Source organism: Shinella agrisoli, from assembly GCF_046557955.1.
Lineage (GTDB): Bacteria > Pseudomonadota > Alphaproteobacteria > Rhizobiales > Rhizobiaceae > Shinella.
This window is the reverse complement of the sequence record NZ_JBJIEP010000013.1, coordinates 75,780-97,715: the sequence shown is the minus strand read 5'-3', so window position 1 is coordinate 97,715 and position 21,936 is coordinate 75,780. Positions and strand designations below refer to the sequence as shown.

General features: G+C 67.2%; 19 protein-coding genes. 8 read left to right on the top strand and 11 right to left on the bottom strand.

Annotation, left to right across the window (positions count from 1 at the left end; genetic code table 11):
- Window positions 1-39 precede the first annotated feature (39 nt).
- Window positions 40-255, top strand: a complete 216-nt coding sequence (locus tag ACIIOY_RS14990; protein ID WP_411035477.1) for a hypothetical protein — start codon at window positions 40-42, stop codon at window positions 253-255.
- Between the two features lie 169 nt (window positions 256-424).
- On the opposite strand, the gene ACIIOY_RS14985 is transcribed toward ACIIOY_RS14990, so the two are convergent.
- The 5 genes from ACIIOY_RS14985 to ACIIOY_RS14965 all read right to left on the bottom strand — a co-directional run bounded on the left by ACIIOY_RS14985 (window position 425) and on the right by ACIIOY_RS14965 (window position 6,720).
- A complete protein-coding gene (locus ACIIOY_RS14985; protein ID WP_411035476.1) occupies window positions 425-1,132 on the bottom strand; it encodes a DUF502 domain-containing protein in 708 nt (235 codons plus the stop codon).
- Between the two features lie 35 nt (window positions 1,133-1,167).
- On the bottom strand, window positions 1,168-1,662 hold the full coding sequence (locus ACIIOY_RS14980) for a GNAT family N-acetyltransferase (RefSeq protein WP_411035475.1): 495 nt from the start codon (window positions 1,660-1,662) through the stop codon (window positions 1,168-1,170).
- Entirely contained in the window at window positions 1,659-3,485 is a 1,827-nt protein-coding gene (gene glmS, locus ACIIOY_RS14975) for a glutamine--fructose-6-phosphate transaminase (isomerizing) (protein ID WP_411035474.1), read from the bottom strand. Before glmS ends, ACIIOY_RS14980 begins: the two co-directional genes overlap by 4 nt.
- A gap of 124 nt (window positions 3,486-3,609) precedes the next feature.
- Window positions 3,610-4,989, bottom strand: coding sequence for a bifunctional UDP-N-acetylglucosamine diphosphorylase/glucosamine-1-phosphate N-acetyltransferase GlmU (glmU, locus tag ACIIOY_RS14970; RefSeq protein ID WP_411035473.1), 1,380 nt, complete (start codon window positions 4,987-4,989; stop codon window positions 3,610-3,612).
- An 81-nt stretch (window positions 4,990-5,070) separates the two neighbouring features.
- Window positions 5,071-6,720 (bottom strand): Na/Pi cotransporter family protein, encoded by a 1,650-nt coding sequence (locus ACIIOY_RS14965; protein WP_411035472.1) that lies wholly within the window; start codon window positions 6,718-6,720, stop codon window positions 5,071-5,073.
- Window positions 6,721-7,002: 282 nt separating this feature from the next.
- On the opposite strand from ACIIOY_RS14965, the gene ACIIOY_RS14960 reads away from it, so the two are divergent.
- From ACIIOY_RS14960 to lexA, 6 genes are all read left to right on the top strand, one after another.
- Window positions 7,003-8,892, top strand: coding sequence for a peptidylprolyl isomerase (locus ACIIOY_RS14960; protein WP_411035471.1), 1,890 nt, complete (start codon window positions 7,003-7,005; stop codon window positions 8,890-8,892).
- A 15-nt stretch (window positions 8,893-8,907) separates the two neighbouring features.
- A complete protein-coding gene (gene trpD, locus ACIIOY_RS14955) occupies window positions 8,908-9,921 on the top strand; it encodes an anthranilate phosphoribosyltransferase (protein ID WP_411035470.1) in 1,014 nt (337 codons plus the stop codon).
- A gap of 17 nt (window positions 9,922-9,938) precedes the next feature.
- On the top strand, window positions 9,939-10,754 hold the full coding sequence (gene trpC, locus ACIIOY_RS14950; RefSeq protein ID WP_411035469.1) for an indole-3-glycerol phosphate synthase TrpC: 816 nt from the start codon (window positions 9,939-9,941) through the stop codon (window positions 10,752-10,754).
- The gene (moaC, locus tag ACIIOY_RS14945) at window positions 10,754-11,248 is read left to right on the top strand and encodes a cyclic pyranopterin monophosphate synthase MoaC (protein WP_411035570.1); all 495 of its coding nucleotides are present in this window, start codon (window positions 10,754-10,756) and stop codon (window positions 11,246-11,248) included. The genes trpC and moaC overlap by 1 nt, the downstream gene beginning before the upstream one ends.
- Window positions 11,248-12,471, top strand: a complete 1,224-nt coding sequence (locus ACIIOY_RS14940) for a molybdopterin molybdotransferase MoeA (protein WP_411035468.1) — start codon at window positions 11,248-11,250, stop codon at window positions 12,469-12,471. Before moaC ends, ACIIOY_RS14940 begins: the two co-directional genes overlap by 1 nt.
- Before the next feature lie 94 nt (window positions 12,472-12,565).
- On the top strand, window positions 12,566-13,288 hold the full coding sequence (gene lexA, locus ACIIOY_RS14935; protein ID WP_411035467.1) for a transcriptional repressor LexA: 723 nt from the start codon (window positions 12,566-12,568) through the stop codon (window positions 13,286-13,288).
- On the opposite strand, the gene ACIIOY_RS14930 is transcribed toward lexA, so the two are convergent.
- Window positions 13,279-15,735, bottom strand: coding sequence for a ComEC/Rec2 family competence protein (locus ACIIOY_RS14930; RefSeq protein ID WP_411035466.1), 2,457 nt, complete (start codon window positions 15,733-15,735; stop codon window positions 13,279-13,281). The genes lexA and ACIIOY_RS14930 overlap by 10 nt on opposite strands.
- 301 nt (window positions 15,736-16,036) lie before the next feature.
- Between ACIIOY_RS14930 and gltA the strand changes: the two genes are divergently transcribed.
- Window positions 16,037-17,326 (top strand): citrate synthase, encoded by a 1,290-nt coding sequence (gltA, locus tag ACIIOY_RS14925; RefSeq protein ID WP_411035465.1) that lies wholly within the window; start codon window positions 16,037-16,039, stop codon window positions 17,324-17,326.
- Window positions 17,327-17,527: 201 nt separating this feature from the next.
- Here gltA and lpxB read toward each other — a convergent pair whose 3' ends face one another.
- From lpxB to lpxD, 5 genes are read right to left on the bottom strand one after another with little or no spacing between them, the layout of a single operon-like run.
- The gene (gene lpxB / locus ACIIOY_RS14920; protein WP_411035464.1) at window positions 17,528-18,706 is read right to left on the bottom strand and encodes a lipid-A-disaccharide synthase; all 1,179 of its coding nucleotides are present in this window, start codon (window positions 18,704-18,706) and stop codon (window positions 17,528-17,530) included.
- Entirely contained in the window at window positions 18,703-19,581 is an 879-nt protein-coding gene (locus ACIIOY_RS14915) for an LpxI family protein (protein WP_411035463.1), read from the bottom strand. The genes lpxB and ACIIOY_RS14915 overlap by 4 nt, the downstream gene beginning before the upstream one ends.
- Before the next feature lie 5 nt (window positions 19,582-19,586).
- The gene (lpxA, locus tag ACIIOY_RS14910) at window positions 19,587-20,402 is read right to left on the bottom strand and encodes an acyl-ACP--UDP-N-acetylglucosamine O-acyltransferase (protein ID WP_411035569.1); all 816 of its coding nucleotides are present in this window, start codon (window positions 20,400-20,402) and stop codon (window positions 19,587-19,589) included.
- Window positions 20,399-20,866 (bottom strand): 3-hydroxyacyl-ACP dehydratase FabZ, encoded by a 468-nt coding sequence (gene fabZ / locus ACIIOY_RS14905; RefSeq protein ID WP_411035462.1) that lies wholly within the window; start codon window positions 20,864-20,866, stop codon window positions 20,399-20,401. The genes lpxA and fabZ overlap by 4 nt, the downstream gene beginning before the upstream one ends.
- Window positions 20,859-21,926, bottom strand: coding sequence for a UDP-3-O-(3-hydroxymyristoyl)glucosamine N-acyltransferase (gene lpxD, locus ACIIOY_RS14900; RefSeq protein ID WP_411035461.1), 1,068 nt, complete (start codon window positions 21,924-21,926; stop codon window positions 20,859-20,861). The genes fabZ and lpxD overlap by 8 nt, the downstream gene beginning before the upstream one ends.
- Window positions 21,927-21,936 lie beyond the last annotated feature (10 nt).

The following is a 21,936-nucleotide window of genomic DNA, read 5'->3' as shown; positions in this document are numbered from 1 at the left end:
GGCATACTGGGCGGGCATCAGCGAAGAAGGAGAAATGCCATGAAGACAGTTCTCGTAGTCGCAGCGACGCTCGGCCTGTCGGCCTCCGCAGCCTTTGCGGACTGCGCCTGGCACAACAAGACCTCGGCTGAAGCCAAGGTCGACAAGACGATCACGACCGCAAGCGTCACCACCACGGAAAAGCAGTCCCGCCTTCCGGCGGAAGCCGACCGGATCGTTCCGGAAGAGCAGAAGGACGAAGCGGCCACCAAGTAGGCTGCTTTCGAGCCCGTCCCTCGGGCGTTCCGCACCTCTCCGTCGCCGTGCTCGGCCTGGCCCGGGCATCAATGAGGGTTGCCGACAGGGATGAACCTCGGCGTTGAGCCGGGGAGATGCCGCGCGGTCCGCCGAGGACCGGCGATACCCTGGCGGCGGCTCGCCTCCCCTACCCCTTCTTCTTGGCTTTCGCCTTGGCCTTGCGCTGCTCCTCGCTTTCGACGAGCTGGAGCGACTTTTCCGGCGGCGTGACGAGGCCGACGGAGATGATGAGCTTGGCCGCATCCTCCGGGCTCATGTCGAGCGGCACGATCTTCTCCCGCGGCACGTAGACGAGCCAGCCGGCGGTCGGAAAGGGCGTCGGGGGCAGGAAGCAGGCGACCATGTCCTTGCCCATGGACTTGAACTTCACCGCGATCTCGCCGCGCGCATCCGTCGCCACGAAGACGACCGACCAGAGGCCGGCGCTCGGATATTCGATCATCGCCGCCTTGTTGAAGGACGTGCCCTTGTCCTTCAGCACCGTCTCGAAAATCTGCTTGAGGCTCTTGTGCACCGTGCGCACCAGCGGCGTGCGGTTGAACAGCGAGTCGCCGAAGTCGACGATGGTGCGGCCGATCAGGTTCTTGCCGAGGAAGCCGACGAGCGTGATCAGCACCAGCGCGATCAGCAGGCCGAAGCCGGGAATGGCGAACTGGAGGTAGTTCTCGGGGTTGTACTGCGCCGGGATATAGGGCTTCACCCAGCTGTCGGCCCAGCGGATGAACGTCCAGGTCAGCCAAATGGTGATGGCGATCGGCGCGCAGATGACGAGGCCGGTCAGGAAATTGTTGCGCAGCCGCATGGCAAGCGACTGTCTCGGAACAAGGTCGGTCATCTGATGTCCAATGTGGGGCAAGCGTGGGAGGCCGCTCAGCCGTAGAAACCCGGATGATAGGAAACGGTTCCCTCGGCGTAAACCGGTGAAAATGCCACACGCATGAAATACTCGGGCGGAACGCCGTCGAGCGTCAGCCTCGCATCCGGCTCGAAGCCGAAACGGCGATAGTAGGCCGGATCGCCGAGCAGCACGCAGCCGGCCGCCCCCAGAGCCTTCAACCGCTCCAGCCCCTCGCGCACCAGCCTGCCGCCTATGCCCTCGCCCTGCCGGGAGGGTTCGACGGAAATCGGGCCGAGGCCGTACCAGTCAGGGCTGCCGTCCGAGACCGTGACCGGCGAGAAGGCGACATGACCCACGATGGCGCCGTCCGCTTCCGCCACGAGCGAGAGCGTGAGGGCGCCTGCCGTGCGCAGGCGGTCGATGATCAGGTGCTCCGTGCCGTCGGCATGCGGCGCCGTCCTGAACGCCGTTTCCGTCAGCGTGCGGATGGCATCCGCGTCCCCTGCACGCTCCGGCCGGACGATCATTCGACCGTTACGGACTTGGCGAGGTTGCGCGGCTGGTCGACGTCCGTGCCCATGAAGACGGCCGTATGGTAGGCCAGCAGCTGGATCGGCAGCGAATAGATCATCGGCGCGATGATCTCGTCGACGTTCGGCAGCACGATCGTCGCCATGGTCGGGAGCTTGGAGGCGGCGGCGCCCTTCTCGTCGGTGATGAAGATGATCCGGCCGCCGCGGGCCGCCACCTCCTGCATGTTCGAGACGGTCTTGTCGAAGAAGCGGTCGTGCGGGGCGATGACGATGACGGGCATGGTCTCGTCGATCAGCGCGATGGGGCCGTGCTTCAGCTCGCCGGCCGCGTAGCCCTCGGCATGGATGTAAGAGATTTCCTTGAGCTTCAGCGCGCCTTCCATCGCCAGCGGATAGCTGGTGCCGCGGCCGAGATAGAGCACGTCCTTACACTTGGAGAGCTCGCGCGAAAGCTGCTCGATCGCAGGCTGGATGGCGTTGAGCACGCTCGCCATGATGCGCGGCATTTCCGCGAGATGGCGCACGAGCTCCTTCTCTTCCGCCTCGGTGAGTGTGCCCCGTGCCCTGCCCGCGCCGATGGCGAGCGCCGCCAGCACGGTGAGCTGGCAGGTGAAGGCCTTGGTGGAGGCGACGCCGATTTCCGGGCCGGCGAGGATGGGGAAGACGGCGTCCGATTCTCGGGCGATCGTCGATTCGCGCGTGTTGACCACCGCACCGATCTTCAGGCCGTGCTCCTTGCAGTAGCGCAGCGAGGCGAGCGTGTCGGCCGTCTCGCCCGACTGCGAGATGAAGAGCGCCGCCGAAGCGGGATTCAGCGGGATTTCCCGGTAGCGGAACTCCGAGGCCACGTCGATCTCCACCGGCAGGCGGGCATAGCGCTCGAACCAGTATTTCCCCACGAGGCCGGCGAGATAGGCCGTGCCGCAGGCGGAGATGGCCAGGCTCGGCACCTTGGCGAAGTCGATGTCCGTGGCAACGGGGCGAACCGTGTGCGCGAGGAAGTCGACATAGTGGCTGAGCGCGTGCGAGATCGCCTCCGGCTGCTCATGGATCTCCTTTTCCATGAAGTGCCGGTGGTTGCCCTTGTCGATGAGATAGGCGGAGGCCGAGGAAACCTGCTTCGGACGCTCGACGCGGTTGCCGTCGATGTCGAAGACGAAGGCGCCGTCGCGGCCGATCACCGCCCAGTCGCCGTCGACGAGATAGCTGATCTCGCTGGTGAACGGGGCGAGCGCGATGGCGTCGGAGCCGAGGAACATCTCGCCCCGGCCGTGGCCGATGGCGAGCGGCGGGCCGTTGCGCGCGGCCATGATGGTCGACGGATCGTCCTCGAAGATGACCGCCAGCGCATAGGCGCCGGTGACGCGCCGCAGCATGGCGTGCATCGCCTCGCGGCGCCCCAGCCCCTCGCGGCGGAATTTCGCGATGAGCTGGGCGACGACTTCCGTGTCGGTCTGCGTCGTGAAGGTCGCGCCGCCGGCGACGAGCTCGTCCTTCAGTTCGGAGAAGTTCTCGATGATGCCGTTGTGCACGACGGCGACGCCGTCGACGAAATGCGGGTGCGCATTGCCTTCCGTCGGCGCGCCGTGCGTCGCCCAGCGCGTGTGCGCGATGCCGATGGTGCCGGCAAGCGGTTCTTCCGAAAGGCGCTTCTCCAGGTTGAAGAGCTTGCCCTCGGCGCGGCGGCGCGCGAGCCGGCCGTCGATGACGGTGGCGACGCCGGCCGAATCGTAGCCGCGGTATTCAAGGCGTTTCAGGGCATCGACAAGTCGGCCCGCAACCGGCTGGATTCCGACGATACCGACAATTCCGCACATGGATCGCTCCGCTCTTGAAAACTGTTTCGATGGCGCTCTTTTCGTAGAGCTTTTTTATCGCAGCGCAACACGCCCGCACTCACTTTCGATTGCAAGCGTTAATGCGGCACACGGCGGACGAAGACTATTCGGCCGCCTTCTTCTTGGCGTCCTTGATCGCCTGGTTGCGCTCGCGCACGAGCACCGCGCGGCCCGCCTTGTTCTCCTGCCGCGCCCGGCCGAAGGCGACGGCGTCGTCCGGCACGTCGGCCGTGATGACGCTGCCGGAAGCGACATAGGCGCCGTTGCCGATCGAGACGGGGGCGACGAGCGCCGAGTTGGAGCCGATGAAGGCATCCGCGCCGATGCGGGTCACATGCTTGTTGATGCCGTCATAGTTGCAGGTAATGGTGCCCGCGCCGATATTGCTGCGCGCGCCGATGAAGGCGTCGCCGATATAGGTGAGATGGTTGACCTTGGCGCCCGCGCCGATCTCCGCCTTCTTCACCTCGCAGAAGTTGCCGACCTTCGCCCCCTCCCCGAGATTGGCGCCGGGACGCAGGCGCGCATAGGGCCCGACCTCGGCGTCAGCCGAAACATGCGCGCCCTCGATATGCGAGAAGGAATGGATGACCGCGCCGCTCTCCACCGTCACGCCCGGACCGAAGACGACGTTCGGCTCGATCGTCACGTCGCGGCCGATCTTCGTGTCGTAGGAAAGGAAGACCGTTTCCGGCGCGATCATGGAGACGCCGTCGATCATCATCTCGTGGCGGCGGCGCTGCTGCCAGAGCCGCTCGATGACGGCAAGCTCCGCGCGGGTGTTGCAGCCGGTCAGCTCCTCTTCCGGCGCCTCGACGGCGATCGCCCGCCCGCCCGCCGCGCGCACGACCTCGACGATGTCGGTGAGGTAGTATTCGCCCTTGGCGTTGGCGTTGCCGATGCGGCCGATGAGGTCGAGCGCCTTGCGGCCGTCGATGGCCATCAGGCCGCCGTTGCAATAGGTGATCGCCCGCTCGGCCTCGCTGGCATCCTTGTGCTCGCGGATCGCCAGGAGTTCGCCGTCCTCCACGATCAGCCGGCCGTAGCCGGTCGGATCGGCCGTCCTGAAGCCGATGACGACGACGTCGGCGCCGTTCGCAAGTCCGTCGCGCGCGGTGATCAACGGCGTCTCCGTGATGAGCGGTGTATCGCCGAAGACGACGAGCACGTCGTCAAAACCCTTCGTGATCGCGTCGCGCGCGGCGAGCACGGCGTGCGCCGTGCCGAGCCGTTCGGTCTGGATATGGACGGAGCTCTCCACCGCCGCGTTCTTCGCCGCCGCCTCGACCTTCTCCGCGTCGCGGCCGAGCACCAGCGCGATGTCGCAGATGCCGGCCCGGGCCAGCGCATCGACCACATGCGCGATCATCGGCCGGCCTGCGACGGGGTGCAGCACCTTCGACTGCGAAGACTTCATCCGCGTGCTTTCACCCGCGGCCAGGATGACGGCCAGGCAAGTGCGTTTCGTCCGGTCTGCGGTCATTGGGAATTCCTCGTTCACGCGAAATCGACGCCGTTCCTTAGCAAAAAGGCGCGCCAGGAGACAAAGGGATTTCGCAGCCTGTCAGTTTGCGCTGCTGCGCAGGCGGCTTTCCGTGAGCAGGCCGTTTTCGTCGAGGATCGGATAGGCGACGGAGACGAGGTGCGCATTTACGCGCTTGAGGTCGCGCAGCATGTCGAGATGGAGCGAACTCGTCTGGAGGCTGTCGAGCCGGCCGTCGCGCAGCCGCTCCAGATGCCGCTCGGAGGATTGCTTCTCCATGCGCCGCACGTCGACCTTCACCTCCATGAGCTGCCGCGCCAGCCCGGCATCGCGCGTGACGAAGATCGTCTGGGCGATGCGCAGGTTCTCGATCGTCAGGTTGAAGAGGTTGGCAAGCTCCTTGTAGCCGTCCTCGGAGAATTTCAGGCCGTTGACGATCTTCTTGCGCACCTGCTCCTGAAGGCCCTTCTCGATGATGTCGCCGACATGCTCGAGATTGATGGCGTAGTCGATGATGACGATGGAGCGCGCCGCGCATTCGCCGGTGACGCCCTGCCGGCCGAGGCGGGAGAGATAGATCTTCACCTCCTGCTGCAGCACATCGACCTGCCGCTCCAGCTCGCCGATCTCCTTCAGCGGCGCGAGATTGTTGTCGTTGAACGCCCGCATCGTGCGGATCAGCATCGATTCGATGAGGTCGCCGACGCGCAGCACTTCGCGCGTCGCCCCGGAAAGGGCGACGACGGGGTTCGAAAGCGCGGTGTCGTCGAGATATTTCGGCCCGGTGTCCGGCTCCTTCTCCTCGGGAACCAGCTTCTCCATGAGGCGCGACAGAGGGCCGGAAAGCGGCCACAAGACGAGCGCGACCGCCAGGTTGAACGCAAGGTGCACGTCGACCGGAAGCTTTGCGGCGGGAACCGGCAGCAGGGCCAGCAGTTCGGCGACCTGTCCGGCGAAGGGCAGGACCGCAAGGCACCCGACCCCGCGCACCAGGAGATTGCCGAGCGTCACGCGCCGCGCGGAAGCCGCCGCCTTCAGCGTCGCGATGACCGGCGGCACCGCCCCGCCGAGATTGGCGCCGAGCACGAGGATGACCGTCAGCGCCGGCGAAAGGATGCCCATCGCCGTCAGCGACAGGATGAGCACGACGACCGCAAGGCTGGACGAGGAGACGACGGCGAGCACCGTCGAGAAGGCGAGCGCGGCCGGCCATGCGCCGTCGAGCAGTGTCAGGAAGGCGGCGAGCGCCGGCGACTGGCGCATCGGTTCCGTCGCAAGGCCGAGCAGATGCAGGGAAAGCAGCATCAGGCCGATGCCGACGAGCGCGGAACCGAGGCCCTGCCGGGCGGTCGAACCGCTCGACCTGTGGAGCACGACACCGGCGAGGATGACGAGAGGCGAGATCGATTCGATGCCGGTCGCGACCAGCCAGGCGGTGACCGCGGTGCCGACATTGGCGCCGAGCAGCACGATCTGCGCCATCCTCGCCCGCACGAGGTTCTTCTCCACGAAGGAAGCGATCATCAGCGCCGTCGCCGTCGAGCTCTGCAGGGCGACCGTCGCGACGAAGCCGGCGAAAAAGGAGCGGAACGGGCCGCGCGTGCCGAGCGCCAGCCCGGAGCGCAGCTTGACGCCGAAGGCCCGCGTCATGCCGTCCTTCACCTGCGCAAGGCCGAACAGGAGCAGGGCCACGGCGCCGAAAAGATTGATCATGACGATGGTGGATTCCACGACTGGTGCCTCCCTGCATGCCGGCCGCGGACGGACTCAGCGGAGTAATCCCGCATCCGATCACGAATTTTCAAATTATGACAGTAGAACTCAGTCGGAATATGCCAATAATTTCAAAAAAATTTCATTTGCCGGCAAATGAAATCGACAGTTTCCGGCCGATTTGCGGCGGCCACGGTTTTGCCGGTCGTCGCGCGCACGCTCTGCACTTCAATTCCCGCGAACTTTCCGTTAAGAGACGACTTCCGGCCGCGCGGCCGCGTATATGAGGAAATTTAGACGATGCTCGACGCCCTGAGACGCGCCTCCCGTACCTGGGTGGCAAAAGCCCTGCTGATCATTCTGGTCGGTTCCTTCGCAGTCTGGGGCGTTTCGAGCTCGATCGTCACCGGTGCGTCGAACGCCGTGGTCACGGTCGGCGACGTCAAGGTGTCGCCCACCGACTTCCGCCTCGCCTACGAACGCCAGGTCGCGACCATGTCGCAGCGTTTCGGCATGCGGCTCAATGCCGAGCAGGCCCGCGCCTTCGGCATCGAGAACCAGGTTTTCGCCGAGCTCGTCGCCGGCGCGGCGCTCGACCAGCTTTCGCGCGACATGAACCTCGGCCTTTCGGAAGGCCGCCTTGCCCGGCTGATCGCCGACGACCCCGCCTTCCGCGGCGTCAACGGGCAGTTCGACCGCACGGCCTTCTCCGCGATCCTGCGCAATGCGGGCCTGCGCGAGAACGACTACATCAACAACCGCAGCCAGGTGGCGATCCGCACCCAGGTCGTGGAGGCCGTATCTGACGGCTACAAGGCCCCGGACGTGCTGACCAATGCGCTGCGCCAGTACCGCAACGAGGCGCGCACCATCGATTTCCTGCTGCTCAGCAACGCCAACATCGATCCGGTCAAGGCGCCGGGAGATGACGTGCTCGCCCCCTGGTTCGAGGAGAACAAGGCGAAGTATCGCGCGCCTGAATACCGCAAGTTCGTCTATGTCTCGCTCGAGCCGAAGGATATCGTGGACGCGGCCGCCATCACCGACGAGGCGCTGCGGGCCGAATACGAGAGGAACAAGGAAAAATACCGCACGCCGGCGACGCGCACGATCGAGCAGCTGGCCTTCGCGGACCGCGCCGCGGCAGACGCGGCAGCCGCCAAGCTCGCCTCCGGCACGACCTACGATGCGCTCGTCGCCGAGCAGGGCAAGACCGCCGCCGACGTTCTCCTCGGCGACTTCACGCAGGCGAACATGCCGGACCAGAAGCTCGCCGAGGCCGCCTTCGCCGTCACCGAGGACGGCGGCACGACGCCGGTCATCGACGGCACGTTCGGTCCGGTCATCCTGCGCGTGACGAACATCCGTCCGGAGAACGTGAAGACCTTCGACGAGGTGAAGGACGAGCTGCGCAACGAACTGGCGCTCGCCGAGGCCGCCGACGGCATCCTTGCCGTTCACGACCGCGTCGAAGACAGCCGTGCCGAAGGCCTGAGCCTTGCCGAGGCCGCCGCCAGGAACAACCTCAAGGCCGTGACGATCGATGCGATCGACGCCGAAGGCAACGACCAGAAGGGCGAGGAGATCAACGGCCTTCCGGAGGAGGCAGCGCTCCTCGGCGAAGTCTTCAAGACCGACGTCGGCGTGGAGACGCAGCCGATCAATATTGGCCGCGAGGGCTATGCCTGGTTCGAGGTGCTCGACGTGATCCCCGACCGCGACCGCACGCTCGACGAGGTGCGTGAGCGCGTCATCGCCGACTGGACCGCCGAGCAGCAGCGCCAGACGCTCGCCAGGAAGGCGCAGGAGCTGGCCGAGCGCGTGCGCAAGGGCGGCGACCTTGCGGCCATCGCCGCCGAGCTCGGCATGGTCGTCGAGAACAAGACGGGCCTTCATCGCGGCGCCCAGGATCCGGTGCTGGGGCCGGCGGCCGTCGCTGCGGCCTTTGCCGGTCCGGTCGGCCATGTCGCCAATACGCCCGGCGTCGACGGCGAGGGCCAGATCCTCCTGAAGGTGACCGAGGTGAACACGGATGCGGCGACCGACGCACTCTCCAACGAGGACCAGCAGATCGCCGCCGTCGCCCGCGCCAGCGGCGACGACATCCTCGACCAGATGGTAAGTTCGCTGCAGACGACCTACGGCGTCTCCATCAACCGGACGCTCGCCGAACAGAGCATCGCGCGGTAGGGGGAGAGGAACCGCATGTCCGACCTGAAACCCTACATCGCCAAGGTCGCAGCCGGCAGCGCGCTCGACCGCGAGGAAGCCCGCGGCGCCTTCGAGATCATCATGTCCGGCGCCGCCACCCCCTCGCAGATCGGCGGCTTCCTGATGGCGCTGCGCGTGCGCGGGGAGACCGTGGACGAGATATACGGCGCCGTCGGCTCAATGCGCGCCCGCATGCTGCCCGTCGAGGTGCCCGCCGATGCCATCGACATCGTCGGCACGGGCGGCGACGGCGCGGGCACCTACAATATCTCGACGCTCGCGGCGATCATCGTCGCCGGCGCGGGCGTGCCCGTCGCCAAGCACGGCAACCGGGCGCTGAGCTCCAAGTCGGGCACAGCGGATGCCCTCTCCTGCCTCGGCGTCAGACTCGATATCGGCCCGGCCGACATCGCCCGCTGCGTGCACGATGCCGGCCTCGGCTTCATGTTCGCCCAGCTCCACCATCCGGCGATGAAGCATGTCGGCCCGTCGCGCGTCGAGCTCGGCACGCGCACGATCTTCAACCTGCTCGGCCCCCTGTCCAATCCCGGCGGCGTCAAGCGCCAGCTCCTCGGCGTGTTCTCGCCGCAATGGCTGGTGCCGATCGCCGAGGTGATGCGCGATCTCGGTTCGGAAAGCATCTGGGTCGTGCACGGTTCGGGCCTCGACGAGATCACGACCACGGGCACCACGCAGGTGGCGGCGCTTGAAAACGGCAAGATCCGGACCTTCGAGCTGACGCCCGCCGATTTCGGCCTTGCCCGGGTGACGCTCGACGACCTGCGCGGCGGCGACGGCGCGCACAATGCCGCCGCCCTCCTTTCCGTGCTCGGCGGTGCGCACATGCCCTACCGCGACGTGGCGCTCGCCAATGCCGCGGCCTCCCTCGTCGTTGCCGGCAAGGCGCAGACGCTCGCGGAAGGCATGAGGCTTGCGACGGAATCGCTCGAAAGCGGCCGCGCCCGCGCCGCGCTGGAACGCCTCGTTGCGGTTTCCAACGAAGGCTAGGCGGAGTAGGATTGGCCATGACCGACATCCTGAAGAAGATCGAAGCCTACAAGCTGGACGAGATCGCCGCCGCCAAGGCGCGCGTCGCCCCGGCCGAGCTTCGCGCCCGGATCCGCGACCAGGAGCCGCCGCGCGGCTTTTTCGCGAGCCTCAAGGCGAGGAAGGCCGAAGGCCGCTTCGGCCTGATCGCCGAGATCAAGAAGGCAAGCCCCTCCAAGGGCCTCATCCGGCCGGATTTCGATCCGCCGGCCCTGGCAAGGGCCTATGAGGCCGGCGGTGCCGCCTGTCTTTCCGTGCTCACCGACACGCCGAGTTTTCAGGGCGCCCCGGAATTCCTGACCGCCGCACGGCAGGCCTCGGCTCTGCCGGCGCTGCGCAAGGATTTCATGTTCGACAGCTACCAGGTGCTGGAAGCGCGCGCCTGGGGCGCCGACTGCATCCTCCTCATCATGGCCTCGCTCGGCGACGACGCGGCGAAGATGCTGGAGGACGCCGCCTTCTCACTCGGCATGGACGTGCTGATCGAGGTGCACGACGAAGAGGAGATGGAGCGCGCCCTTAAGCTGAAGTCGAGGCTCGTGGGCGTCAACAACCGGAACCTGCGCACCTTCGAGGTCGACCTTGCGGTATCGGAGAAGCTCGCCGGCATGGTGCCGGAAGACCGCCTCCTGGTCGGGGAGAGCGGTATCTTCACCCATGCTGATTGCCAGCGCCTCGCTAAGGCCGGCATCTCCACCTTCCTCGTCGGCGAAAGCCTGATGCGCAAGGACGACGTGGCGGCGGCGACGCGCGCGCTTCTGACCGGCGACGCCGGCGTGCTGGCGGCAGAATGATGGCCGACGACGGCCGTTCGCTCACCCATATCGACGCCTCCGGCGAAGCCAACATGGTGGATGTCGGCGACAAGGCCGAGACCGTACGCATCGCCGTCGCCGAAGGCTTCATCCGCATGGCGCCGGCGACGCTCGACCTCATCCTCAAGGGCGACGCCAAGAAGGGCGACGTCATCGGCACGGCGCGGCTTGCCGGCATCATGGCCGCCAAGCAGACATCGAGCCTCATCCCGCTCTGCCACCCGCTGATGCTGACCAAGGTGGCGGTGGAGATCCGCGAGGACCGCGCTCTTCCCGGCCTGCGCGTCGAGGCGACGGCGAAGCTCACCGGCCGCACCGGCGTCGAGATGGAAGCGCTCACCGCCGTCAGCGTCGCCTGCCTCACCGTCTACGACATGGCCAAGGCCGCCGACCGCGAGATGGAGATCGGCGGCATCCGCCTCCGCGAGAAGTCCGGCGGCCGCTCCGGCGATTACAAGCGGAAGGACGCCTGATGTCCCTCCTGTCCGTCGCCGATGCCCTCGACCGCCTGCTCTGCGGAGCCAAGCCGGCGCAGCGCACGGAAAGCGTTCCGCTGCACGAGGCCCAGGGCCGCGTGCTCGCCGAAGACGTCGCGGCCCGCCTCACCCAGCCGCCCTTCGACAATTCCGCCATGGACGGCTATGCGGTGCGCCATGCGGACATCGCCGAGCTCGGCGCCGTCCTCAAGGTCGTCGGCACCTCTTCGGCCGGCCATGCCTTCGAAGGGTCCGCCGGCCCCGGCGAGGCGGTGCGCATCTTCACCGGCGCGCCGCTGCCCGCCTTCGCCGACACCGTGCTTCTGCAGGAAGACGCGGAGGTGCTGGAGGACGGGCGCATCCGCACCACCTTCCTCACCGCCAAGGGTCGCCATATCCGCCCCCGCGGCCAGGATTTCCGCGAAGGCGAGGTCGTGCTCAGGGCCGGCGACGTGCTCGATGCCGGACGGCTGACGGTCGCCGCCGCGATGAACCATGCGGCGCTCACGGTGTACGCCCGCCCGCGCATCGCGCTGCTGGCGACGGGCGACGAGCTGGTCCCGCCCGGCGCCTCGCCCGGCGCAAGCCAGATCATCGCCTCCAACACCTACGGCGTATCGGCCATCGCCCGCGAGGCCGGCGCCGAGGTCATCGACCTCGGCATCGTCGGCGACGACAGGCAGGCGATGCTCGAGGCCGTGCGCCACGCCCTCACCCTCGACATCGACGTGCTCGTCACGCTCGGCGGCGCCTCGGTCGGCGATTTCGACCTCGTCCAGCCGGTGCTCGGCGAGGCCGGCATGGCGCTCGATTTCTGGCGCATCGCCATGCGTCCCGGAAAGCCGCTGATGGTCGGCCGCCTCGGCGCCGTCCAGGTGGTCGGCCTTCCCGGCAATCCCGTTTCCAGCCTCGTCTGCTCGCTGATCTTCCTCGAACCCCTCGTCCGCCGCCTCGCCCGCCTGCCCGAAAGGAGCCGGCTGCGCGCGGCGGTCGCCGCGGTGCCGCTCCAGCAGAACGACCGGCGGCAGGACTATGTGCGGGCGCGAATCGCCCGCGGGCCGGGCGGCGAACTGCTGGTCACGCCGCACGACAGGCAGGATTCCTCGATGATGAAGGTCTTTGCCGCGTCGGAGGGCCTGCTCGTCCGCCCGCCGCACTCGCCGGCCGCGCAGGCGGGCGCCGCCTGCGAAATCCTTCTCCTGCGCGAACCTGACGCCTGAGCCCGTATTATTGTTTCACGAGCCTCTTGCGGAACACATATGGAACAGATAGTGTCTGTTCTGGATTTGTTTCACGATTCTGGTTGGAGAGGCCATGCTGACGCGCAAACAACAGGAACTCCTCCTGTTCATTCATGAGCGTATGAAGGAGTCCGGCATTCCCCCGTCCTTCGACGAAATGAAGGACGCGCTGGATCTCGCCTCGAAATCCGGCATCCACCGCCTCATCACGGCGCTGGAGGAGCGCGGGTTCATCCGCCGCCTGCCCAACCGCGCGCGGGCGCTGGAAGTCATCAAGCTGCCGGACGCCTATTCGTCGAGCCTCCAGCCTCGCCGCGGCTTCTCACCGGCCGTCATAGAAGGCAGCCGCGGCAAGCAGCCGCTGCCGTCCGCCCCGCAGCAGCGCATGCCGGCGCAGGCGGACATGTCCGCCTCCGTTTCCGTGCCGGTCATGGGCCGTATCGCCGCCGGCGTGCCGATCTCCGCCATCCAGAACAACACCCATGACATCACCGTGCCCGCCGAGATGATCGGCAGCGGCGAGCATTACGCGCTGGAGGTCAAGGGCGATTCGATGATCGAGGCCGGCATCCTCGACGGCGATACGGTCATCATCCGCAATGCCAGCACCGCCAATCCGGGCGAGATCATCGTGGCGCTGGTCGACGACGAGGAAGCCACGCTGAAGCGCTTCCGCCGCAAGGGCGCCTCCATCGCGCTCGAAGCCGCCAATCCCGCCTACGAGACCCGCATCTTCGGGCCGGACCGCGTGAAGATCCAGGGCAAGCTCGTCGGCCTCATCCGCCGCTACAACTGATTGCCGGATTCGGCTTCGAACCGGCCGCTCCGCCAGTCGTAGGTGCGGTGCCGCGACCAGGGCCGGTCGAGCGTCTCGACGGCGGTCGTGATCCGGGCCGCGGCCAGGGGCGAAGCCGTCGCGGCGCCCGTGGGCGTGATTTCCAGAGCCCCTGTCCGCCGCAGGTGCCGCGCCGTCACCATCCGGGCGCCGGAGCGGCAGGCGTCGAGCCGCAGGGCAAAGGATACGACGACGAGGTCTGCGGCATCGCAGGCCGTGCCGAGGAAGGCGACGTCCTCCAGCGCGACAATCCGCCAGCCGCTCGGCGAGACGGCGGCGCAGAACGCCTTTGCTTCGCAGACGAAGCCGTTACGCTTTCCCGCCGCCTCGAAGGCCGCGGACATGGCCGCTTTCGCCTTCTCCCGATCCGCCCTGCGGCGCGGCCTCTTCTCGCTGGAAGCTGCCGCGCCCTCCTCTGCCTCTTCCACCGTCAAACCTGCCGTCTTGCGCGTCTCCGGCTTGACGAGCGCGCCGAGCCGAAGCGCGCGGCGCCATTGGTCGTAGATGAAGTCGGGCGGTCGTGTCCGGTTCGTCGAAACCCCGCCGTCGCGCAGGACGGCGACGAGTCGGCCGTCTTCCGAGACAAGCACTTCGGGCATGCTGCGGCTGCCCGGCCAGCAGGCGGCGCCGATTCCGAGGACGATGAGCAGCGTGCCCAGGTGGCGCAGCCGCGTGCGCAGGATGCAGACCAGCCCGCCGCCGACGCCGACCAGGAGGAAGGCAAGCGGCGGTATGCGGCCGGTAACGATCTCCCCATTCCAGCCGGAGACCCAGTTCGACAGCGCGATCATCCATTCGATGCCCTTGCCCATGATCGCGAAGGGCACCGCATCGAGGCCGAACGGCATCAGCAGCACGGCGATGAGGCCGAACGGCATGACCACGGCGCTGATCACCGGCATGGCGAGCAGGTTGCCGGCGAGCCCGTAGGCCGGAATGCGGTGGAAATGGCCGATGGAATAGATCAGCGTCGCAAAGCCGCCGATCAGGGAGGAAAGGAGAAGCCCGCCGAAGAAGCGGCCGAGCGCGCCGCCGAAGAGCCGGAAAGGCCCTCCCCCGCTCTCCTGCCGGACCGGCCTCTCCCGCCAGGCCGCATAGCCGGCGACGAGGCCGAGGGTCGCGGCATAGGACATCTGGAAGCCGGGATTGGTGACGGCGGACGGCGTCGCCAAGAGGATGAGGATCGCCGAGATCGCGACGTTGCGCAGGCTGATGGCCGACCGTCCGAAAAGCACCGCCACGAGCATGACGCAGATCATGATCCACGAGCGCACCGCCGAGATCGCCCCGCCCGAGACGAGGATGTAGAGCGTCACCATGAGGAGCGCGCCGGCGGCGGCGATCTTCTTTGCCGGATAGCGCTCGGCAAAACCCGGGACCAGCGCCATCAGCATGCGCGCGCCGACGAGGAAGGTGCCGGCGGCAAGCACCATGTTGAGCCCCGAAATGGCAAGCACATGGGCAAGCCCCGCCTGCCGCAGCGCCTCGACCGTCTCCTCGCTGATCGCGCGCTGCTCGGCCGTCACGAGCGCCGCGGCGATCGCGCCGGCATCGCCGCCGATGCGGCCGCGGATATGCTCGGTCAGGTTGTTTCGCCAGGTCGCGATCTCCTGCCGGATCCGCTCTTTCCACCCGGCTTCGGCCCCCGCAAGGGCCGCCGGCGCTCTGTAGAAATAGCCGACGGCGCCATTGCCGGCGAAATAGGCGTCGAAGGCGAAGTCGTTGAGGCCTGAAAGCGCCGGGCCGGAGGGCGGGCCGAGACGCGCGCGTCCCGTGATGCCGCCGCCGATGGGGATCGCCTCGTGCCGGCTCCTGGCAAGCACCGTCACCACGCCGGGCGGGCGCTTCAATTCGGGATCGCGCGTCGTCTCGAGCGCGATGCGGTAGCGGATCGCGCCCCGTCCGTCGCTTTCGCGCGACAGGACCTGGCCGCCGATCTCGGTCGTCACCGGCGCATCCAGGAGGACCGTGCCGAGCCGCGCGCTTTCGAGCGCCGCCAGCAGCATGCCGACGGGAACGAGCAGGGCGGCGCCAGCGGCGAGCGCAGCCCAGTCCTCGCGATGGCGCAGGCGCCAGGCGGGCCAGAGCGCCGCGCAAGCGCAAAGGACCAGCGCATGGAGCGGCGGCTCGGACCCAGCGGCGAACCACAGCGCCGCCCCGACGCCGAGAAAGACGGGAACGAAAAGGAAGAAATGGCCGTGCGCGCGCTCTTCCGCAAGGGCCGCGGCGAGCGTCTGCCGGCCCTTTGCCCGCTCCCCGAGCCGCCCGGCCGTGCGCAGGATGGCGGCAAGGGGCCGGCGGCGCGGCGTTCCGGGAAGGGAAAGCGGCAAGGCGCCCTCTTCGGCCGCCGCCCGCCAGGCATGGGCCTCAGGAACTTCCCGCCGCTCCGCGACTTCCACCTTCGCCATGATCCCATCCGTCCCATGCCCACTATGCAATCGAACGGAGAAATCTTCAATCGCCAGTAGGCGCGCAAAATGCTAAGCCAGACAGAAAGGATGCCCCCTCCATATTTCGCCGGGCACTCTCAATGGTTGCTTGCAACTTCGCGGAAACGGTAGATATTGCGTTGCCGGAAAGCTCGTTTCCGCAATGCACAATTTGCCTTTCGTATCGCTTGGCAGGACACCGCAAATGGGCTAGCAAAACGAGCATGTTCATGGCCTTGGCACACCCTCGTGCCACCATTCGCAACAACGGAGGATCGTTATGACAGGAACAAGCGCGGACGTATCGATCGGTGGCAAGACAGTCGAGCTGCCGACGCGATCCGGAACGATCGGCCCCGATGTGATCGACATCGGCACGCTCTACAAGAACACCGGCGCCTTCACCTACGATCCCGGCTTCACCTCCACCGCCTCGTGCGAGTCGAAGATCACCTATATCGACGGCGACGAGGGCATCCTGCTTCACCGCGGCTATCCGATCGAGCAGTTGGCCGAGCACGGCGACTTCCTGGAAGTCTGCTACCTCCTGCTCTACGGCGAACTGCCGACGAAGTCCCAGAAGGACGACTTCGACTACCGCGTCACGCACCATACGATGGTGCACGAGCAGATGAGCCGCTTCTTCACCGGCTTCCGCCGCGACGCCCACCCGATGGCCGTCATGTGCGGCTGTGTCGGCGCCCTCTCGGCCTTCTACCACGATTCCACCGACATCACCGATCCGCACCAGCGCATGGTCGCCTCGCTGCGCATGATCGCCAAGATGCCGACGATCGCCGCCATGGCCTACAAGTACCATATCGGCCAGCCCTTCGTTTACCCGAAGAACGATCTCGACTATGCGTCGAACTTCCTGCGCATGTGTTTCGCCGTTCCGTGCGAGGAATATGTGGTGAACCCGGTGCTGGCCCGCGCCATGGACCGCATCTTCATCCTGCATGCCGACCACGAGCAGAACGCGTCCACCTCGACCGTGCGCCTTGCCGGCTCCTCGGGTGCCAACCCGTTCGCCTGCATTGCGGCTGGCATCGCCTGCCTCTGGGGCCCGGCCCATGGCGGCGCGAACGAGGCGGCGCTCAACATGCTGGCCGAGATCGGCACGGTCGACCGCATCCCGGAATACATCGCCCGCGCCAAGGACAAGAACGACCCGTTCCGTCTCATGGGCTTCGGCCACCGCGTCTACAAGAACTACGATCCGCGCGCCCGCATCATGCAGAGGACGACGCACGAGGTCCTGGGCGAGCTCGGCATCAAGGACGATCCGATGCTGGAAGTGGCGATGGAACTCGAGCGCATCGCTCTTACGGACGAGTACTTCATCGAGAAGAAGCTCTATCCGAACATCGACTTCTATTCCGGCATCACGCTGAAGGCGCTGGGCTTCCCCACCACCATGTTCACCGTGCTCTTCGCGCTCGCCCGCACGGTCGGCTGGATCGCCCAGTGGAACGAGATGATCGAGGATCCCGAGCAGCGCATCGGCCGCCCGCGCCAGCTCTATGTCGGCGCTCCGAAACGCGATTACATCCCGGTCTCCAAGCGCTGATTCCAGCGAGGCGACGTGAAAGGAGCCCGGCCAGAACTGGCCGGGCCAGGTTTTGACGACCACCATCGCCCGCCCATTGCCGTCATCCTCGGGCTTGACCCGAGGATCCGCCGCTACTCCGTGCATAGGAATGGATGGTCGGGTCAAGCCCGACCATGACGGAGGGGAGGTTTCAGGGCTTCGTCAGCCGTCTGAACCCGTTCAGTCCCGGCCGGGCTTTTTCGCGGCAAGGAGGTCGAGGATCACCGCCGCGCCGGTCTCGCCGGGCGGGCGCTCGGTCTGCATGCGCTCGAAGACGAGGTCGTAGCCTTCCAGCATGGCGCGGCGCTCGGCGGTGTCTGCCGAAAGCCGCTCGAACCAGCGCGTCAGGCTGCCGGGGCGCACCTGCTCGTTGAGATATTCCGGCACGACGGCATAATCCGCGATGATGTTGGGAATGGCCGCCGTCCAGATCTTCACCTTGCCGAGGAAGAGATTGGCGAGCCAGTCGAAACGGTAGGTGGAAACGACCGGCACGCGGGCGAGCGCCAGTTCGAGAATGACCGTGCCCGAGGCGGCGATCGCCGCGTCGGCTTCGGAAAACGCGCGCCATTTCTCCTCGGAGGAGACGGTGACCTGCGGCTTCACCGGCCAGCCGGCCGTCAGCCGCCTCACCAGCGCCTCCTGGCGCGGTACGGTGGGCAGGAGGAAACGCATGCCCGGATGGCGCTCGGAAAGCTCCCGCGCCGTTTCGCCGAAGACCGGCAGAAGGCGGTTGATCTCGGTGCTGCGCGAGCCGGGAAGCAGCAGGCAGAGGCGCTCGCCGGCATCGCGGTCCGTGCGGGCCAGCCGCGCGGCGCGGACGCGCCGCAGATCGGGATCGGCGGTCAGCCGATGGCCGACATAGGTCGTCTTCGGGCCGCCGAGACGCTCCATCGCCGCCGGCTCGAAGGGCAGCAGCGCGAGAACGTGGTCGACATAGGCGCGCATGCGCGGCGCGCGCTCTTCCTTCCAGGCCCAGACGCTGGGGCAGACATAATCGACCACGGGCAGGTCCGGCAGCGCCTTGCGCACGCGCCTTGCCACGCGATGGGTGAAATCCGGGCTGTCGATGATGACGAGCACGTCCGGCCGCGCGGCGATGATGGCGTCCGCCGTCTGGCGGATGCGGCGGAGAAGTGACGGCAGGCGCTTCAGCACCTGCGAAACGCCCATGATGGAGAGCTCGGAGAAGTCGAACAGGGAGGTCAGCCCCTGGCGTTCGAGCGCCTCGCCGCCGACGCCGACGAGTTCGATCCGCCCGCTATAGGCTGCGCGCAGGGCGGCGATGAGGTCGCCGCCGAGCAGGTCCCCGGAGACTTCGCCGGCGATGACGCCGATCCTGATCGTCCCTGCCTTCATCCCGCGTTCTCCGTTCTTTCCGGCAGGATCCCCGTCACGAAGAGGCCGTGCGCATCCGCCTCGGCAACGATCGCGTCGCGCTCGAGCACCAGCGAGCGGCCCGCTTCCACGGCGATGCCGGCAAGCCCGGCCGCCTTCGCACGCCGCAAGGTCTCGACGCCGATCGACGGCAGGTCGGCACGCAGGTCCTGCCCGGGCTTGCAGAGCTTCACCAGCACGCCCCTGCGGCGCCCGGAGATGCGGCCCGCGGCGCGCAGCTGCGCCACGCGCTCCAGCATCGCATCCGTGCCCTCGGCCCCTTCCAGCGCCACCACGCGGCCGCCGACGGCGACGGCGCCCTGCCCCACGTCCAGCCGCCCCAGCGCCAGGGCCGCCGCAGCCGCAGCCGCGATGTCGGCTTCGGCGGCCGCATCCGGCGCGTTCCTGCCGAGCGGCCCCTCGCTGCCGAGAAGGTCCGGCACGATCTCGTGCGCGCCCACGACGCGAACGCCTTCCGCCTCGATGAGGCGGATGACCATCTTCAGCACGGCATCGTCCCCGCCCTTGAGCAGCGTGCGGACCACAGAAGGAACGGCGAGCAGCGCCTTGAAGGGCGCGCGGATGTCGCGCCATTCCGGCCGGCGGCGCACCCAGCCGGTGAGCACGGCACGGCCTATGCCATGCCGGCGGAAGGCGGCGCCGATGGCGGCATGGTTTCCGATGGAGATCGTCTCATGGTCGTAGCCCGACCAGTCCTCGCCGGACTCGTTGCTGAGCGCGAGGACGTAGGGGTTTTCGCCGCGGGCGCGGGCGGCATCGGCGACGTAACGCGGCAGCATGCCGCCGCCGGCGATGATGGCCAGCCGGTCGCGTGGCTCGGGCCGGCCCTCCGCCATGCCCCTCAGCCCTTGCCCCGGTTCGGAGACGAAAGGGCGCGCTCGCTCTCTGCGGCGATGAAATCGAGGATCTGCATGACCGGAACGCTCCGCGCATATTCCGCGCGGATCGCCGCGGCATTGGCGCGGATCGACCCCTTGCCCTCGAAGATCTGCTTGAAGGCGCGGCGGACCTCGTGGATCGTCGGCTTGTCCATGCCCGCGCGGGTCATGCCGACGACGTTGAGCCCGCCGAGGACGCCGGGATTGCCGTTCAGCATGCCATAGGGGATGACGTCGTAGGACACCGCCGAAAGGCCGCCGATGAAGGCCTGGCGGCCGATGCGGGTGAACTGGTGGACCGCCGAGCCGCCGCCGAGGATGACGCGGTCCTCGACGACCACATGACCGGCCAGCATGACGTTGTTGGACATGACGATGTGGCTGCCGAGGATGCAGTCGTGCGCGACATGGGAATTGGCGAGGAACAGGTTGTCGTTGCCGATAACCGTCTTGCCGCCGCCTTCGGTGGTGCCGGTGTTGACCGTCACGCCTTCGCGGAACGTGCACTTCTCGCCGACCGTCAGGGTCGTCTCGGCGCCGTCGTGGTGCAGGCTCTGCGGGTCGCCGCCGATGACGGCATTGGAGAAGATGCGGCAGCCGCGGCCGATCGCCGTGCGGCCCGTCACGATCGCATGCGGCAGAAGCTCGACCTCATCGTGGAGAACGACCTTGGGCCCGACATAGCAGAAGGGACCGATGACGGCGTTCTCCCCGATGACCGCCCCGTCCTCGACGACGGCAAGCGGGTGGATCTTCGCGCTGGCGGCAATCATTGTCAGGCATCTTCCTTTTTCACGATCATCGCGCCGATATCAGCTTCGGCGGCAAGTTGCCCATCAACTTTTGCGTCGCAGTGAAACTTCCAGATATTGCCGCGCTGCTTCTGTTTCGTGACGTGGAATTCCACGCGGTCGCCGGGCACGACCGGCCTGCGGAAACGGGCGTTGTCGATCGTCATGAAGTAGACGAGGTTCGAGCCGGTCCCGGCCTTGCGCGCGCAGATCGCCCCTGCCGTCTGCGCCATGCCTTCGACAAGCAGCACGCCCGGCATGATCGGATGGTCGGGGAAATGCCCCATGAAGTGCGGCTCGTTCACCGTCACGTTCTTGATGCCGATCGCCGAATCGTCGCCGTCGATCTCGATGATCTTGTCGACGAGCAGGAAGGGATAGCGGTGGGGAAGAAGGGTCAGGATCTCGCGCAGATCGGCCACGCCGAGCGTCGCCTTGGTTTCTTCACTCATCTTTGCCCCCCTTCTTCTGGACACGAGTGCTGGACCGCATGACGAGCTCCGCCATGTCGCGCAGGAAATCGCGCATCGGGCGCGCCGGGATGCCGCCGTATTTCTCACCCGCCGGAATATCGGCCACGACGCCGCTCATGGCGGCGATCTGCACGCCGTCGCCGATCGTGATGTGGCCGTTGATGCCGGAGGCGCCGCCGATCATCACGCCGTCGCCGATCCGCGCGCTGCCGGCGATGCCGACCTTGCTGACGATGCCGCAATGGCGGCCGATGCGCACATTGTGGCCGACCTGGACCTGGTTGTCGATCTTGGTCCCCTCGCCGATCACGGTATCGTCCATCGTGCCGCGGTCGATCGTGGTGTTCGCGCCGATCTCCACATTGTCCTGGATGATGACGCGGCCGATCTGCACGATCTTGATCATGCCCGGCTTCAGGCCCGGCGCATAGCCGAAGCCGTCCTGGCCGATGCGTGCGCCGGGATGGATGATGACATTGTTGCCGATGAGCGCGTACTGGACCGTGGCGCCGGCCGCGATCGTGCAGTTGCGACCGATGCGGACGCCTGCGCCGACGATCGCGCCGGGGCCGATGCGCGTGCCCTCGCCGATTTCCGCGCCCTTGCCGATCACGGCCGCAGGCTCGACGACGACGCCGGCCTCCAGGCGCGCCTCCGGATCGACATAAGCGCCCGGCGCAATATCGGTCGGGACGGACGTCATCCCCTCGGGCCGCATCGCGGACGGGTGCAGCAGTTCGCCGGCCATGGCGAAGGCGGTGTGCGGGCGGGTGGAAAGCAGGACGGCGATGCGCTCGGGCACCAGCGGCGCGAGCGTCCTGTCGCACAGGATCGCCGTCGCCTCGCTCGTTTCGAGCTCGGCACTCATCTTGCGGGACAGGATGTAACAGAGATCGCCGTCCTTCGCCCGGTTCACGGGCGACACGCTGCGCACGACACGGTCGGCATGCGCAGCATCGGCAAGTTCCGCCCCGAGCGATACCGCAAGGTCGCCCAGACGGATCCCGTCATGGGGCGGAAAAAACCAGTTATGCTCCATCGGCGCGACT